General features: G+C 60.1%; 15 protein-coding genes. 12 read left to right on the plus strand and 3 right to left on the minus strand.

Features of this window, described 5'->3' with window-relative positions; translation table 11 throughout:
• Positions 1–21 precede the first annotated feature (21 nt).
• The gene (locus tag JK202_RS05790) at positions 22–435 is read left to right on the plus strand and encodes a hypothetical protein (protein WP_211559079.1); all 414 of its coding nucleotides are present in this window, start codon (positions 22–24) and stop codon (positions 433–435) included.
• A 65-nt stretch (positions 436–500) separates the two neighbouring features.
• Here JK202_RS05790 and dps read toward each other — a convergent pair whose 3' ends face one another.
• Positions 501–1,040: a DNA starvation/stationary phase protection protein Dps gene (gene dps / locus JK202_RS05795; RefSeq protein WP_211559081.1), complete on the minus strand. Its 540-nt coding sequence runs from the start codon at positions 1,038–1,040 to the stop codon at positions 501–503.
• 361 nt (positions 1,041–1,401) lie between these two features.
• Here dps and pstC point away from each other — a divergent pair, with 361 nt between their 5' ends.
• The 7 genes from pstC to JK202_RS05830 are packed head-to-tail and all read left to right on the plus strand — an operon-like array spanning position 1,402 to position 8,949.
• On the plus strand, positions 1,402–2,382 hold the full coding sequence (pstC, locus tag JK202_RS05800) for a phosphate ABC transporter permease subunit PstC (protein ID WP_211559083.1): 981 nt from the start codon (positions 1,402–1,404) through the stop codon (positions 2,380–2,382).
• Complete coding sequence (gene pstA / locus JK202_RS05805) at positions 2,379–3,251, plus strand: phosphate ABC transporter permease PstA (protein ID WP_211559085.1); 873 nt, start codon at positions 2,379–2,381, stop codon at positions 3,249–3,251. Before pstC ends, pstA begins: the two co-directional genes overlap by 4 nt.
• Before the next feature lie 38 nt (positions 3,252–3,289).
• A complete protein-coding gene (pstB, locus tag JK202_RS05810) occupies positions 3,290–4,078 on the plus strand; it encodes a phosphate ABC transporter ATP-binding protein PstB (RefSeq protein WP_211559210.1) in 789 nt (262 codons plus the stop codon).
• 6 nt (positions 4,079–4,084) lie between these two features.
• Complete coding sequence (gene phoU, locus JK202_RS05815; RefSeq protein ID WP_062026988.1) at positions 4,085–4,819, plus strand: phosphate signaling complex protein PhoU; 735 nt, start codon at positions 4,085–4,087, stop codon at positions 4,817–4,819.
• Positions 4,816–5,538: a response regulator gene (locus JK202_RS05820; protein ID WP_211559087.1), complete on the plus strand. Its 723-nt coding sequence runs from the start codon at positions 4,816–4,818 to the stop codon at positions 5,536–5,538. The genes phoU and JK202_RS05820 overlap by 4 nt, the downstream gene beginning before the upstream one ends.
• 3 nt (positions 5,539–5,541) lie before the next feature.
• Positions 5,542–6,810, plus strand: a complete 1,269-nt coding sequence (locus JK202_RS05825) for an ATP-binding protein (protein ID WP_349291829.1) — start codon at positions 5,542–5,544, stop codon at positions 6,808–6,810.
• Positions 6,811–6,846: 36 nt separating this feature from the next.
• The gene (locus JK202_RS05830) at positions 6,847–8,949 is read left to right on the plus strand and encodes a prolyl oligopeptidase family serine peptidase (RefSeq protein WP_349291830.1); all 2,103 of its coding nucleotides are present in this window, start codon (positions 6,847–6,849) and stop codon (positions 8,947–8,949) included.
• A 72-nt stretch (positions 8,950–9,021) separates the two neighbouring features.
• Here JK202_RS05830 and JK202_RS05835 read toward each other — a convergent pair whose 3' ends face one another.
• Positions 9,022–10,437 (minus strand): amino acid permease, encoded by a 1,416-nt coding sequence (locus JK202_RS05835; RefSeq protein WP_211559089.1) that lies wholly within the window; start codon positions 10,435–10,437, stop codon positions 9,022–9,024.
• A gap of 190 nt (positions 10,438–10,627) precedes the next feature.
• Positions 10,628–11,875, minus strand: coding sequence for a lytic transglycosylase domain-containing protein (locus JK202_RS05840; RefSeq protein WP_211559090.1), 1,248 nt, complete (start codon positions 11,873–11,875; stop codon positions 10,628–10,630).
• Between the two features lie 63 nt (positions 11,876–11,938).
• Between JK202_RS05840 and JK202_RS05845 the strand changes: the two genes are divergently transcribed.
• From JK202_RS05845 to JK202_RS05860, 4 genes are read left to right on the plus strand one after another with little or no spacing between them, the layout of a single operon-like run.
• A complete protein-coding gene (locus tag JK202_RS05845; protein ID WP_211559092.1) occupies positions 11,939–12,415 on the plus strand; it encodes a flagellar basal body-associated FliL family protein in 477 nt (158 codons plus the stop codon).
• On the plus strand, positions 12,412–13,518 hold the full coding sequence (gene fliM / locus JK202_RS05850; RefSeq protein ID WP_349291831.1) for a flagellar motor switch protein FliM: 1,107 nt from the start codon (positions 12,412–12,414) through the stop codon (positions 13,516–13,518). The genes JK202_RS05845 and fliM overlap by 4 nt, the downstream gene beginning before the upstream one ends.
• A gap of 14 nt (positions 13,519–13,532) precedes the next feature.
• Positions 13,533–14,030 (plus strand): DUF6468 domain-containing protein, encoded by a 498-nt coding sequence (locus JK202_RS05855; RefSeq protein WP_211559094.1) that lies wholly within the window; start codon positions 13,533–13,535, stop codon positions 14,028–14,030.
• Between the two features lie 5 nt (positions 14,031–14,035).
• On the plus strand, positions 14,036–14,764 hold the full coding sequence (locus JK202_RS05860; protein WP_211559095.1) for a MotE family protein: 729 nt from the start codon (positions 14,036–14,038) through the stop codon (positions 14,762–14,764).
• The last annotated feature ends 258 nt before the right edge of the window (positions 14,765–15,022 follow it).

The following is a 15,022-nucleotide window of genomic DNA, read 5'->3' on the forward strand; positions in this document are numbered from 1 at the left end:
ACAGGGATGGGTAGTGAAATAATGTCAGAACTTAAAACACTGCTGGGGCAGTGGATCTGCAAGAAGGATGCCTCTACCCATCCAGGCCTCCTCACAGACTCTGATATCCACAATATTGCTGTGGCCATACAGGAAGGGATTTCCGAGACGGTTTCTGCCGACGGGCATAGGGAATGGGGAAAGCTGAGAGATCTGACCAGAGGCTGGCTGGTCCAGCAGAAGCCTGGTACGGAGCCTGGGCCATTACAGACGCATGACTTCGAACGGCTGGGATCGCTCGTTGTAACGGAGACTCCCGAGCCAACGCCGTCTCATGATGTTTCCGAAGCTCCTGCTACGGTGCCTGACACGGAAAATGTTCCTCCACTCCAGGTAGATGCCAAAAATGATGCGGCACTCTTCTTTGCCCGGGAACACCTGGAACGCTGCCTCTGAAATGCACAACGCCCCGCAGAAGACCTGCGGGGCGTTGTATGACCTGTGTAGGTAAGAGCGGGTTATTAGCCCCGGCTACCCTTGTGATCACCATCACGCATCTGGCCGGTTGGTTCCTGCACATGTGCTTCCAGGAACCAAAGATGCTTGTCGAGACCACGGGAAACCTCCGTGAAGACATCAGCCGTATCATCATCCCCGGCTTCGTCCGTCACCTTGATGGACTCACGCATGTTGTTGGCAACCGTGGCGTAGCGGTCGATCAACGCGGCAATATGATCTGCAACGCGGTAGATATTGTTGGGATACGGGGTGCAGGCACTGTTTTTGGAGACGTCCTGCACAGTTCCCAAGGCCGTACCACCAAGCTGGACAGCGCGTTCTGCAACCGTATCTGAAAAACCATCGATGCTGGAGCGGAAGCCATCGAGCATTTCATGCACGCCGATGAACTGCGGTCCCTTGAGGTTCCAGTGGGCCTGCTTGGTGATGAGCGCCAGATCGATCAGATCGGAAAGTCGGGCGTTCAGTGTCTCGATGGAAACATTCTTGGTGTTGTCTGCAGTGTTGTTCTGCGTGACGTGGCGATCGGTTCTGGAAACCATGAGGATACTCCTGATCATCGGCATGCAACCCGAAGACGGAATTCAGGTCACTGAAATGTCTTGCTGCCCGCCTGTGATGCGGGGCTGTCACTCTCCCAAACGTGTTATTCGTGCCACGGTTCCTTTCTGAACCTTCATCATTTCCGACGCGTCCATGCTCTGGTCCGGAAGGACGCATCTGGCCTCTCTGATAAAGGATCAGGACGGCAGTTGACCGCCGTTCCGGGTGGGGATGACTTAAATCTTTCATCCAGTGTCGTTCCTGTTCCGGTTGTCCTTCCATGGCAGGACGGCTAATGCACTGATGTGGTGGCTGCGGCTGCCGGATAATGCCCGTTTTTCAAGTCAGAGCTTCTCACGCATGACCCTTGCCACAGCCACGCAGACCGAAAAGGCCCGCGACAAGGCCGGTGTTTCCCCGAACGGAAGCCGCCGCAGCGGGCCTGACACCGCATTCCATCTTCTGGTAGCCGCTTCGGCGCTTCTGGTTCTGGTGGTGCTTGGCGGTCTCGTGGTCCTGATGGGCGTCGGTGGCAGTCAGGCTTTCCGCACGTTCGGACTCGGATTTGCCTTTCACGATGTATGGAACCCTGTTGCAGACCTGTACGGAGCCTGGGCGCCGCTGTTCGGGACGATCGTCAGTACGCTGATCGGCGTGGCCATTGCGCTCCCGCTGGCCTTCGGAACGGCGTTCTGGCTGACGGCGATGGCGCCCCCCCGGATCGCAGCAATCGTTGGAACGGCCGTGCAGCTTCTGGCCGCGGTGCCGTCGATCATTTTCGGAATGTGGGGCTTTTTCACAATCGTCCCCTTCATGGCGCGAACAGTTCAGCCTTTCCTCACCCATCATTTCAAACACGTCCCCGGCATCAGATTCATTATTCATGGCGCGCCGTTTGGAACGGGCCTTATGACGGCGGGGCTGGTACTCGCCGTGATGATCGCCCCTTTCATGACCGCCGTGATGCGCGACGTGTTTGCTGCCATGCCCAACATGCTGCGTGAGAGTGCCTACGGTCTTGGCGCCACGCGTTGGGACGTGATGTGGAAAGTCGTGGTGCCCTGGTCCCGCTCGGGCATGATTGGCGCGATCGTTCTCGGCATGGGGCGCGCACTGGGCGAGACCATGGCCGTGACCTTTGTGATTGGTAACGTCACTGCTGTCGGCTGGTCGCTGTTTGCGCCGCGTAGCACGGTCGCGTCCCTGATCGCCCTTCAGTTTCCTGAAAGTCCGGCCGGCTCGCTGCGTCTGTCCGCGTTGCTGGCGCTGGGCTTTATCCTGATGCTGCTGTCCTTCGCCAGCCTTGCGCTTGCGCGGATGCTGCGGGGAGACACGAAATGAGCGATACAACCGTTCCCACAACCGGCTGGAAGCCCAATCCCCGCGCTGCCCGCCGTCGGAGTGCCGATCATGTGGCGACGGCGTTTGGCATGGTCATGGCGGGCATTCTTGTGCTGGTTCTGGCCTCGATTCTGTGGACGCTGCTCTCCAGAGGGCTCGCCGGTCTGTCGGCTGCCGCGATCATGAAGCCCATGGGGCCCCCCGGTTCATCCTCGGGGCTTGCCAATGCGATTGTCGGCAGTCTGATCCAGACCTTCATCGCCCTGCTGATGGCGACGCCCCTTGGGCTGGGATGCGGCATCTATCTTTCGGAATACGGTGCGGAAACCAACAGGTTCGCGTCATGCGTCCGCTTCGTGTCTGACGTGCTGATGTCGGTCCCCTCCATTCTGGTGGGTCTGTTTGTTTATCAGGTCATGGTTGCTCCCTTTGGGCATTTTTCGGCACTGGCCGGTTCTGTTGCGCTCGCGATCCTGGCCGTGCCGATCATCGTCCGCACGACGGAGGACATGCTTCGGCTTGTCCCGACATCCATGCGCGAGGCAGGTGCGGCTCTGGGTGCGACGCGCTGGCGGGTGACGCTGTCGCTGTGTCTGCGCTCCGCCAAGACAGGCGTGCTGACGGGCATTCTGCTCGCCCTGGCGCGTGTAAGCGGTGAGACGGCACCGCTGCTGTTCACATCGCTGGGCAATCAGAACTGGTCTTTCAGTCTCAACAAGCCGATGGCGAGCCTGCCGGTGACGATCTACCAGTATGCCGGCGCGTCCTATGAAGACTGGGTGCAGCTGGCCTGGGCCGGTGCGCTGCTGGTGACGATGGGTGTGCTGGCCATCAATATTGCCGTCCGCGTCTCGGCACGACGCGGATGACCCCGGGAACAATGCAGGGGATGATACAGGATTCCATGATGACCGAGACTGATCCGCAGGTGGCGAAAAGCCCTGAAGTGGCCCTGGCTGTCCGCAACCTGAATTTCTATTACGGCGAAAACCACGCCCTGCACGACATTTCGGTGGATTTCCCGGCACGTCGGGTCACGGCCATGATCGGGCCGAGCGGCTGCGGCAAATCGACGCTGCTGCGGGTCTTTAACCGCATGTATGATCTGTATCCCGGTCAGCGCGCCACGGGCGAAGTGATCTTCGACGGACGCAATGTTCTCGATCGTGACCTAGACCTGAATATTCTGCGCGCACGCGTTGGGATGGTGTTCCAGAAGCCGACGCCGTTTCCGATGTCCATTTATGACAACATCGCCTTTGGCGTGCGTCTGCATGAAAAGATGAACAAGGCCGACATGGACGCCCGTGTTCAGGACGTGCTGACGCGCGTGGCGCTTTGGAACGAAGTCCGCGACCGTCTGAATGCTCCAGCTTCTGGTCTTTCGGGTGGCCAGCAGCAGCGTCTGTGCATCGCTCGTTCGATTGCGACGCGGCCTGAAGTCCTGCTGCTCGATGAACCAACCTCGGCGCTGGATCCGATTTCTACGGCGCGTATCGAGGAGCTTCTCGACGAGCTCAAGGAAGAGTTCACGATCGCAATCGTGACGCATAACATGCAGCAGGCTGCGCGCTGTGCGGATCAGGTCGCCTTCTTTTACATGGGGCGTCTGATCGAAGTGGACAGCGCTGACCGGATGTTCACCAATCCGAAGCAGCAGCAGACCCAGGACTACATCACCGGCAGGTTTGGATAACGCGTCATGGCTGACAGATCCCACATCGTCAAAAGCTACGAGCAGGAGCTGGGTCAGCTCCGGTCCATGATGGCGCAGATGGGCGGCATTGTGGAAAACCAGGTGGCCCTCGCGCTGTCCGCCATCGCGGACCGCAACGAGGAAGCCGCCGATGCTGCCGCGCGGCAGGACCCGGAAGTGGACCAGCTCGAGCGTGAGGTCGAAAGCCTCGCAATCCGTCTTCTGGCGCTGCGAAGCCCCATGGCGGGCGATCTGCGCGAGATCGTGGCGGCCCTGAAAATTACGGGTGATCTGGAGCGGATTGGCGATTACGCGTCTTCCATCGCGCGGCGTTCGCTGCGGATCCGGATGCCGGAAAACCAGATCTCGCTCTCGGGTCTGCGGAGCATGGGCCGTCTGGTGCAGGAGAACCTGCGTCGTTCGATCGATGCGATCACGCAGCAGGATTCCAACCGCGCCATGGAAGTCTGGCATTCGGACCGTGCGGTGGACGAGTATTACACGGCCCTGTTCCGTGAACTCGTGACCTACATGATGGAAGACGCCCGCAATATCCGCGCCTGCACGGAACTGCTCTTCATCGCCAAGAATCTTGAACGGATCGGCGATCATGCGACCAACATTGCCGAGCGCGTTTTTTATGCCGTAACGGGCGATAACCTGCCGTCCCTGCGTCCGCGCGGTGGTCCCGCCTCCGCCCTGACAGTGGCAGAGACGATGCAGGAGCCCGACGTCCGGTGAAGGGCCCTTCACCGGCGCGTGCCAAGGGGCTCGTTCTTCTGGTCGAAGACGATCCCGCCCTTCTGCTGATGACCTGCTACAATCTCGAACAGCGGGGATACCGCGTCGAGACGGCCGAAACCGGAGAGGCAGCCCTGCTGGCTCTGGAAACGTCCCGCCCGGATGCAGTGGTTCTGGACTGGATGCTTCCCGAGCTCTCCGGCCTTGATGTCTGTCGCCGCATCCGCGCCAATCCCGCGCTGCGGGATGTTCCCGTACTTCTCCTGACGGCGCGTTCAGCAGAGCAGGACGCGATCCGGGGGCTGGATACGGGGGCGGATGACTATCTGATGAAGCCCTGCAGTATCGATACACTCGATGCACGTCTGCGGGCGCTTTTGCGGCGGCACCAGTCCTCCTACGATCGTCTGTCTTTCGCCGATATCACGCTGGACCCTGAAACGCATCGCGTGGAGCGGGGCGGGCGGATGCTGTCTCTCGGTCCAACAGAATATCGCCTTCTGGACCTGCTGATCCGCAATCCGCGCAAGGTATTCTCCCGTGAGGATCTGCTGCGGCGGATCTGGGGCCAGAACATCCATGTCGAGATCCGGACGATCGACGTCCATATCCGGCGTCTGCGCAAGGCCATTAACGGGCCGGGTGAGATCGATCTGGTGCGGACCGTGCGTGCAGCCGGTTATGCACTGGATGACGGCCCGACGACGGACGGCGCCTGACAGGTGCCGCCGGGGGGACTCTCGCCTGCAGCGGACACGCTGCCATTGCAGGTGGGCATGGTCCTCGTCTGCGTGGCATTGGCCGGCTGGGTGCTGGCGGTATGGCTTCTGCTCCGCCAGCCCCGTGTTCCGACATCTCCGCCGGATGATTATCTGAAACCCGTGTCTCCGGCCGATCTGCCGGTCGATCCGCTTCCTGCCTGCGCCGTGGTGCTCGATGGGCTCGGGGCGATCGTGCAGGTCAACGAGGAGGCTGCCTCCCAGTTCGGGGAAACAGTCGGGGCAATCCTGCGTCATCCGGCAGCCCGCTCGGCACTTTCCGCGGCCTTGCGAGTCCCGGTCCCAGGAAGTCATGCGGGAAGCAGTAACCGGGGAGACCTGCCGCCAGTCTGCTCTACGACATTCACACTTGATGTGCCGGTTCCGCGCACCCTTCATCTGATGCTGCGTCGGCTTCCGGGGGGAAAGGGGCAGGACAAGCGTGTTCTGGTTGTCCTGAACGATCGCAGTGAAGCGCAGGCTGCCGACCGGATGCGCATGGATTTCGTGGCTCATGCCAGTCACGAGCTGCGCACGCCGCTGGCGTCCCTGAGCGGGTTCATCGATGCGTTGCAAGGGGCAGCCGGAGAAAGCCCCGTCATGCGACAGCAGTTCCTCGACATCATGCGACAGCAGTCCGAGCGGCTGAAACGGCTGATCGACCGGTTACTCTATCTGTCGCGTGTTCAGGCGCATGAGCACCAGCGTCCGCGTGATCTGGTAGATGTGGCAGATCTCATGGCGGTGGTGCTTGGTGAAGTGGCGCCACGTTTTGAGCAGGAAGGGCGTACTCTCAAGCTTGAGATCGAGGACGATCTGATGGTCCGGGCGGATGAGGACGAGATGGTCCAGGTTCTGCTTAACCTGATCGAAAATGCCCTTCGTTATGGTGCCCGCGAAGGTGACCCGCTGACCATTACTCTTTCTGCACGCCGCGCAGTGACCCCGGATGATCGCTGGCCTGCCGATGGGGGTGTCATTCTTGGCATCGAGGACAATGGCTGCGGGATGGAAGCGCATCATCTGCCCCGCCTGACGGAGCGTTTCTATCGTGTCGGGGCGCCCACTGATGGTGCCGGTCAGGGGACGGGCCTTGGTCTGTCTATTGTCCGGCATATTCTGGACCGGCATGGCGGTCGGTTGCGGATTGCCAGTGCGCCGGGCAGAGGAACGACCTGCCTGGTCTGGCTTCCGGCCGCCGGGGCATCTCTTGCGGTTTCGCCACTGGAATGACAGGCTTTCCCTGAAATCATCAGGGGTCTTGCTACTGTGACAGTTTTCCGGAGTTTTCGCCGTGCCGGGCTGGCGGCCCTGCTGACGGGCAGCATATTCACACCGCTCCATGCCGCCGATGTGCCCGACACCATTCCGGCATGGCTGAGCGATATCAATGGCGCGCAGGCCATGGCGTGGGTGAAGGCGCAGAATGACCGGACCCTGCGTCTTCTGGGACATGGGCCGCTTTATCAGGACCTGTATGATAAATCCCTGAAGCTGCTTCAGACGCATGACCGTCTGGCATCGCCCATCCAGATTGACGGGATGATCTATAATTTCTGGCGTGATGACCGGCATCTGCGCGGCATCCTGCGCCGGACAACGCCGGATTCCTATGCGACTGATCACCCGGAATGGACGATCGCGCTGGATCTCGATGCGCTGGCGGCCAGGGAAAAGCGCAACTGGGTCTATGAGGGCGTGGACTGTCTGCACAGCCAGCAGAATCTCTGCCTGCTTCATCTTTCTGACGGGGGCGAGGACGCCAGAACCTTGCGGGAATTCGATCTGCGGACGGGGAAATTCGTCGAAGGTGGCTTCACCTTGCCTCACGCCAAGCAGGATTCGAGCTGGCTGGACCGTGACACGCTTCTGGTCAGCTACCCCTGGACAGATGCCGATCTGACGGAATCCTCCTACCCGTATATCGTGAAACTGCTCAAGCGCGGCCAGTCGCTGGCTGAGGCGCAGACGGTCTTTACCGGCAACCGCAAGGATGTCGAGGTCGGGCCGGAAGTCCTGCATGACGGGGCGGGGCATCAGGTCGCGCTGATCCGCGAAGGGCTGGATGCGTTTTCATCGAAGCTGTTCCTGTATCGCGACGGTCAGGTGACGCCGGTTGCCATTCCTCTGAAGGCGGACGTCGCGGGGCTGTTCAATGGCCGTCTGGTCGTTCAGCTGAAGGAAGACTGGAAGGTCGGAGCGCAGACCTTCCCGCAGGGCAGCGTGGTGCTGGTCGATCCGGCCGCCGCAACCATTGCGCCCCAGCTTCTGGTTGCGCCGACAGGGCGCCAGATGATCGAGGAAGTGTCCACGAGCCACAGCCATCTGATCGTCACGCTGTACGACAATGTGCGTGGCAAGATCTCGATCTACACGCCCACGGGATCGGCCTTCACGCATCACGATCTGCCCCTGCCGGAGAACATGTCGGTGGAACTGGCCAGCAACGATGAGGAAAACCCGGTCGCCTATGCGGTCTCAACCGGCTTCCTGAGCCCGACCACATTGTGGGAAATCAACAGTGACACGGCTTCAGTCCAGAAACTTCATACGCTGCCAGCCCAGTTCGATGCCTCGAACATGGCTGTGGAACAGCAGGAGGTTCGCTCGACGGACGGGACCAGCATTCCGTATTTCATCGTGCATCGCCGCGACATGAAGCTCGATGGCGCTAACCCGACGCTGCTTTATGCGTATGGCGGGTTTGAAGTGCCGCTTTTCCCGTTCTATTCGGCCGGGATCGGCAATAACTGGCTGTCGCGTGGTGGCGTCTATGTTCTGGCGAATATCCGCGGTGGCGGCGAGTTCGGGCCGGCCTGGCACGATGCGGGGCTGAAGACGCATCGCCAACGGATCTATGACGACTTTGCTTCCGTGGCGAAGGACCTGATGGACCGCAAGGTGACGTCCCCGCAGCATCTGGCGATCCAGGGGGGCTCCAATGGCGGTCTGCTGATGGGCGTCGAGTTCACGCAGCATCCGGATTTCTGGAAGGCCGTCGATATCGAAGTGCCGCTGCTGGATATGATGAATTACGAGCATATGTCGGCTGGTGCATCGTGGGTCGGCGAGTACGGAACGGTCTCCATTCCGGAGCAGAAGGCGTTCCTGCGCGGGATTTCCCCGCTTCAGAACCTGAAGCCGGATGTGAAATACCCCGTGCCGTTCATTGAGACGACCACCAAGGATGACCGGGTTGGTCCCGTTCATGCCCGTCGTTTTGCATGGCGCATGAGCGAGTTGAAGCTGCCGTATTATTACTGGGAGCAGGTGGCAGGCGGTCATGGCTTTGGGGCGAGCCAGAAGGAAATTGCCCAGACGCAGGCGCTCAGCTATGCCTATCTGTGGTCCGAACTGGGCCGGACGCATTGAGGCTTTGCGTCATGTGGACATAAAAAAGGGCGCTTTTCGGAGCGCCCTTTTTTTGTGCTGGAAAGGTCAGGATCAGCCGTGGCGGCGACGGCGGTCCAGCAGGCACCAGCCGCCGATCAGTACGGCGCCGATCAGGGGGATGGCGCCGATCGTGATCGTACCATCCGGGTAGTCGAAGGCCATCATGACCAGCACAAAGCCCAGAAAGCCGAGGGTTGCCCACGTCGTGTAGGGCGCGCCCGGCATGTTGAAGCCCGTCGGCATGATGTCCCCGCGGTTGATCGCAGCCCGCAGACGCAACTGGCACAGCAGGATGAAGCCCCAAGTACTGATGATGCCCAGCGCCGAAAAGTTGAGGACGATTTCGAACACGCGCGATGGGATGAGATAGTTCAGCATCACGCCAACCAGATAGACGGCCAGTGTGGTGAGAATGCCGACATAGGGAACGGAGCTCTTGTTCAGCTTGCTCAGTGCGCGCGGCCCGGAGCCACCAAGCGACAGGGCACGCAGGACGCGGCCAGTCGAATACAGGCCGGAATTCAGGCTGGAGAGGGCGGCTGTCAGGACCACGATGTTCATGACCGTGCCGATGCCCGGAATGCCCAGCGCCTGAAAGAATGTTACGAACGGGCTGGTGCCGGCGTGATACTCGGTCCAGGGCAGCAGGCAGACCAGCAGGATGACCGAGCCCACATAGAACAGGGCAATCCGCCAGATCACGCTGTTGATGGCGCGGGGAAGAATTTCGCGGGCGTCCTCGCACTCACCTGCCGCCGTGCCCAGAAGTTCGATGCCGGAATAGGCAAACACCACGCCTTGAAGCAGCATGAGCGCCGAAAACAGTCCGTGCGGGAAGATGCCGCCATTTTCTGTAATCAGGTGAAAGCCGGTTGTGTGACCGGCCACCGGCATGCGTGTGCCCAGAATGAGAGCGCCTGCAATGAGGAAAAGCGCCAGCGCCACGACCTTGATAAGAGAGAACCAGAACTCCATCTCGCCAAAATAGCGTACGCCGATCATGTTCATGGTGCCGACGATCGCCAGTGCTACCAGCGCGAAAGCCCATTGCGGAACCGGCAGGAAAACCGCCCAGTAATGCATGTAGAGGGCGACGGCCGTGATATCGACAATGCCGGTCATGGCCCAGTTCAGAAAGGACAGCCAGCCGGCCATGTAGGCGGCCCGTTCGCCGAGGAACTCGCGGGCGTAGGTCACGAAGCTGCCGCTGGTCGGGCGGTACATGACCAGTTCGCCCAGTGCCCGCAGGATCAGGAATGAGAAGACGCCGCAGATTGCATAGATGATCGCAAGGGACGGGCCGGCAACCTGAAGGCGCGAGCCTGCTCCCAGAAACAGTCCTGTACCGATGGCGCCACCGATGGCGATCATCTGCACATGACGGCGTCCAAGGTCCTTGTGATAGCCTTCCTCGCTGATGGCCCCTGCATGGGTGGGGGTGTGATCGGGAGCCGGGCTTGTCGTCATCTGCGCGTCCTGGGAAGTCGTCGGGAAGAAGGGTCGATAAAGCTGAAAGGGCATGACAAGGGTAAGGCCGTTACGGGCCTACACTTCATGCGCGTCAGCTATGTGTGGCATGCATGGGAACATAGGCGAAAGTGACCACATTGCCAACGCGGATTGCTTCTGACGCCGAAACTGTTCCCTGACTGTGCCTTCAATGTCCCGGCGGCACGGCCATGCAGGCCATTCCCTGCCCGGAAAGGGTTGAGCAGGCCTGCGCTGCTCCGATGCGGCTAATCCCCGTTAGCCGAGCGCGCCAGACCGTGGCGCCATGGCTTGGCGTGGGATGTACTTCGATTCGGGCAGACTGAAGCGACGTAAAGGCCGCCTGTCGCGCCATGGTGGCCGCGAACTTTGCCTGTCCGATGCTGCCAAAGGCGCCCACCTGTACGGCCCAGGGGCCGTAGCTTCCAGGACGGCGGTATCCAACCACCATGGTGGTTGATTCCGTCGGGGCTGCGTGCAGCGTATGGGGCGTCGGGATTGAGGGCGCAGAAGGGAGTGCCTGCTCAGAGACCGGTTGCTGAAAGGTGAGCGTATCGCCAGCAGGTCGGGAAACGAGGGGAGCGGCAGGAGCCGCGAGCTGTGGTGTGCTGACTGGTTGAACAGCACAGGGCACATCCGGGTCATAGGCATCGTCAGGGTTACACGGTACAGCGCTGGGCGCCGCAATTGGCATCTGCGCGGCAGCACTCGTGACATGGCGGCTGGCCCAGACCTGTCCGACACTGCGGGATGCGGTCATCACCGGTGCCGAAGCGGTCTGGATGGGAGTCAGGCGCCCCCCGGACTGCGAGGCATTCAGCTGATCGGCGCTGGCATAGGCGGCCAGTGGTCCTGTCATGGCGACCTGCGTGCCAAGATGGGGTGTGATGCTCGCAACGTAATTGACGGTTTCGTTAGGAAGCTGCCGTCCTTCTGAAAGATAGTCCTCAAGTCGCTGGGGACCCGCGTTGTACGCCGCCAGAAACGCGGGAGCACCATATTTGCGGGCAAGGATGCTGATATAGCCGGTGCCCGCCATGATGTTGTCATGCGGTTCATAGGGATCTGCCCGCAGACCGTAGCGCGAACGCATGTCGGCATAGGTCTGGGGCATGAGCTGCATCAGGCCCATGGCACCGGAATGGGAGGTAATGGGGCGCCCATCGAGAAACTGGTGCCCCCCCGATTCCTGATGGATAACGGCACGGATCCAGTCCTGTGGAATCGAGAATCGGCTGGCGGCCTGCAGGATGTAGGGCCCCCACGGATCGCTGGCTGAACCCGGAGCGCGATACGCCCCGCTTGAGGAATAATAGCGGTTGTATGGAGAACGCTGGGACGCGCAGCCCGCAAGCGCTGCAAGGCTCAGGATGATGGTTCCCGTCTGAAGGAAGACTCGCCTTTTCCTGCTCATCATAAACCCACTGTTAATCTTTTATGCCGATGATGAGCACTGTCCGAAAGAGAAGGCAGACGAACGGTGACGACGGAGACTCCGGAAAACGAAACCCCGGTCAAGAAGGGGGGTAAGCGCAAGATCATCATCCTTGCAGTGCTGGCATGCCTGCTTCTGGCCGGCGGTGGAGCCTTTGCATGGAAGCATTTTCATCATGCGGCAACCCCGGCCACCAGGACTGCCTCTGACAAGCCAGTCAAATGGACGACGATCACCATCCCGACCATTCTCTCCAATCTCGATTCAGGTACGGATCGCACACGGTATGTCCGGATTGGTGCGCGACTTGAAGTCGAGGATGGCAAAAATGCAGAAAACATTGCCGCCCTGATGCCGCAGATCCAGGACGCCTTCCAGACTTGTCTGCACGGGATGCAACCGTCGGAGCTTTCCGGCAGTGGCATCTACAGGCTGCGGGAAACGATGCTGGCCCAGATCACCAATATCGTGGCGCCCCTTCGCGTGAAGGATCTCTTTTTCGTAGAGGTGCTGGTGCAGTGAGCGACGATCGACAGGCCGACAATGCTTTCGCGGACCCTGACGATGGGATGCCGGCCGCGGCCTTTCCACTGGCTGGAAACGGCATGAACGGGTTTGAAGCTGGCAACGCTCAGGACCACGTTCTCAGTCAGGCCGAGATCGACAGCTTCTTTGGTAACGATTCTGCCGTCGCCGGGCCTTCGAACAGTAGCGGTATCGAGCGCGTGGTCAGTACCTCGGGCGTGTCCTCTGAACGGCTGCCCATGCTCGAAGTGGTCTTTGATCGTTTCACCCGAATTCTGACGACGAGCCTGCGTAATTTTACCAGCGATAATGTTGAAGCCTCAATGGATCGCCTTGGTTCGCAGCGCTTTGGAGACTACCTCGAGAACGTGCCGGGACAGGCCATGTTCGCAGTCTTCAAGGCAGAGGAATGGGATAACTACGGCATCGTCGTGCTGAGCTCCCCTCTGATCTACAGCATTGTCGATGCCCTGCTGGGAGGGCATGTTCGCAGCGATGGCCCGACCAGCCGTGAGACAGGGCGGCATCACACAGCCATTGAGCGTGCACTGATCGAACCAATGGTCAGGATCATTCTTGATGATTTGGAAACAAGCTTCAGTCCGCTGTGTGCCGTCAATTTTCATTTCGAACGGCTGGAAATGAATTCGCGTTTCGCGATGATCTGCCGTGCCGGAAACGGCGTGGTTACGGCCCGTTTCGGCATCGATATGGAAGGCCGGGGTGGGGATGTGGATATCGTGTTGCCGCATGCCACGCTTGAGCCTGTGAGAGACATCCTGCTTCAGCAGTTCATGGGCGAAAAATTCGGTCATGACGGCATGTGGGAAACCCACCTTGCCCAGGAGCTCTGGCAAACAGACCTGACGCTGGAGGCCGTTCTGGAAGAGCAAACTGTGAATCTGAAAGATATCATGAAGCTCGCTCCGGGCGATCAGCTGATCCTGCGTCGTAATTCGGACGCGCCCGTCAGTCTGCGCTGTGGGGAACACACCCTTTTCACGGGGCGTGTCGGTCGGAGGCAGGGGCAGGTGGCCGTCAAAATTGAAGAAGTCCTCAACCAGAAAACCGGCACAGACCGTGTCACATCCTATAGCTGAGCGGAGCATATTTCATGGACAGATTTCAGCTTGGGATCGAGATCGCGCTTTCAGTGCTGCTGCTGGTGACTATTTTCTACAGTCTCTATCTGGGGCGTGCCCTATCTGTCCTGAGGCGTGACCGCGGACAGCTCGATGCACTGATCGCCAGCCTCCAATCCAGCAGTGCACAGGCCCAGTCTGGCATCGACCACTTGCGTCAGACGACAGAACTCGTTGGCCGAGCCCTGGGGAAGACCGTCGAATCAGGCAAGAGCCTCAAACGGGATCTTGCGATGCTGTGTGACCGCTCCGAGACTCTGGCCCAGCAGCTGGAATCTCTTCTGCCAGCTGGTCGGGTTGCCACAGCGGGTGCGAAGGCTGCTCCCCGAGCGGAAGAGCGACCTGAAGAAACCACATTCCGTTCTGCGCTTCGGCTCAAGCCGGATGAAGTACGAACGATGAAACCCAGCGGTAGCAAGAGCGCCGCTGAGCGGGAGCTGCTGCGTGCACTCCGTCAGAAGCAGGGATAAGGAACATGTTTTTCCGCATTCTGCATCTGGCCTGTGGTCTCATGATCGTTCTTCTTGGGGTCAAGATTTACGCGATTGCTGGTGATCTGATGGGCGATACGGATCCGACAGCTTCGTCTCTGACAACAGTCGCCATGGCCCAGCCTCAGCCCCAGCCCGATGCAGCAGCAGGTCCCGTGCCGCCGGCGCAGGCTGCTGCCCCCCCCGAAACTCTGCCGGCGGCCAAAGTGGCTGTTCCCAAGACCGATGACCTCTGTGCCCGTGGTGGCTGCAAAGGGCCAGCGCCGATAGCGTCGACCTCCCCGCTCCAGCCCACGGACCCCGCGCTTGCTGAACAGCTTGCCAGTCGTGAAAAGGAACTGGATCGCAGAAATGCAGCGCTGAATGATCGTCAACGCCTTGTTGATGCGGCCGAAGAAGAGCTGCAGCGACGGATGACTGCGCTGGAGAATTCCCGAACAGCGCTCGAGACAAGTGAACAGCATACGGATGCGCTTCGGAATGATGATGCAGATCGGCTCGTCAAAATCTATCAGGCCATGAAACCTGAAGATGCAGCGGCGATTTTCAATATTCTAGACCTGCGTGTCGGTGTGGCGCTGCTCAACAGGATGAACCCGCGCAAAGCCTCGGCGATCATGGAGGCAATGTCCCCGCAACGGGCCATTCTCGCGACGCAACTCCTCGTAAATTCCCACGCCCGGCCTGCCACCCGGATTGGTGGCAACGGATGAGACAGGCGTTTCCGGCTACGGTGCTGTGCCTGTCGTTGCTTGGAACGGCTGCTGCTTCACCGTCTGAGGGCAAAGCTTCTGCGTCAAAATCCAGGATAGAGGCAGCTCCTCCCGGCAGGGAAGTGGATGGGAAGCTGTTACCGGCTGGATGGTCTTTTCTGAACGATCCGTCTCCGCTTTTTCCACATCCTGAAAAAGCCGTGCAGGAAAGGCAGCCTTCTAACGGAAAATCTTTGCCACTCGGAGGGCGGCCCCAGA

The organism is Gluconobacter sp. Dm-62, from assembly GCF_018256155.1.
Lineage (GTDB): Bacteria > Pseudomonadota > Alphaproteobacteria > Acetobacterales > Acetobacteraceae > Gluconobacter.

What these genes read in the sequence shown, in the direction of transcription:
- pstB (WP_211559210.1), top strand. Translation starts at nt 3,290, where the DNA reads ATGACCGAGACTGATCCGCAGGTGGCGAAAAGCCCTGAAGTGGCCCTG.
- pstA (WP_211559085.1), top strand. Translation starts at nt 2,379, where the DNA reads ATGAGCGATACAACCGTTCCCACAACCGGCTGGAAGCCCAATCCCCGC.
- JK202_RS05840 (WP_211559090.1), bottom strand. Translation starts at nt 11,875, where the DNA reads ATGATGAGCAGGAAAAGGCGAGTCTTCCTTCAGACGGGAACCATCATC.
- phoU (WP_062026988.1), top strand. Translation starts at nt 4,085, where the DNA reads ATGGCTGACAGATCCCACATCGTCAAAAGCTACGAGCAGGAGCTGGGT.
- dps (WP_211559081.1), bottom strand. Translation starts at nt 1,040, where the DNA reads ATGGTTTCCAGAACCGATCGCCACGTCACGCAGAACAACACTGCAGAC.
- JK202_RS05835 (WP_211559089.1), bottom strand. Translation starts at nt 10,437, where the DNA reads ATGACGACAAGCCCGGCTCCCGATCACACCCCCACCCATGCAGGGGCC.
- JK202_RS05855 (WP_211559094.1), top strand. Translation starts at nt 13,533, where the DNA reads ATGGACAGATTTCAGCTTGGGATCGAGATCGCGCTTTCAGTGCTGCTG.
- JK202_RS05790 (WP_211559079.1), top strand. Translation starts at nt 22, where the DNA reads ATGTCAGAACTTAAAACACTGCTGGGGCAGTGGATCTGCAAGAAGGAT.
- pstC (WP_211559083.1), top strand. Translation starts at nt 1,402, where the DNA reads ATGACCCTTGCCACAGCCACGCAGACCGAAAAGGCCCGCGACAAGGCC.
- JK202_RS05860 (WP_211559095.1), top strand. Translation starts at nt 14,036, where the DNA reads ATGTTTTTCCGCATTCTGCATCTGGCCTGTGGTCTCATGATCGTTCTT.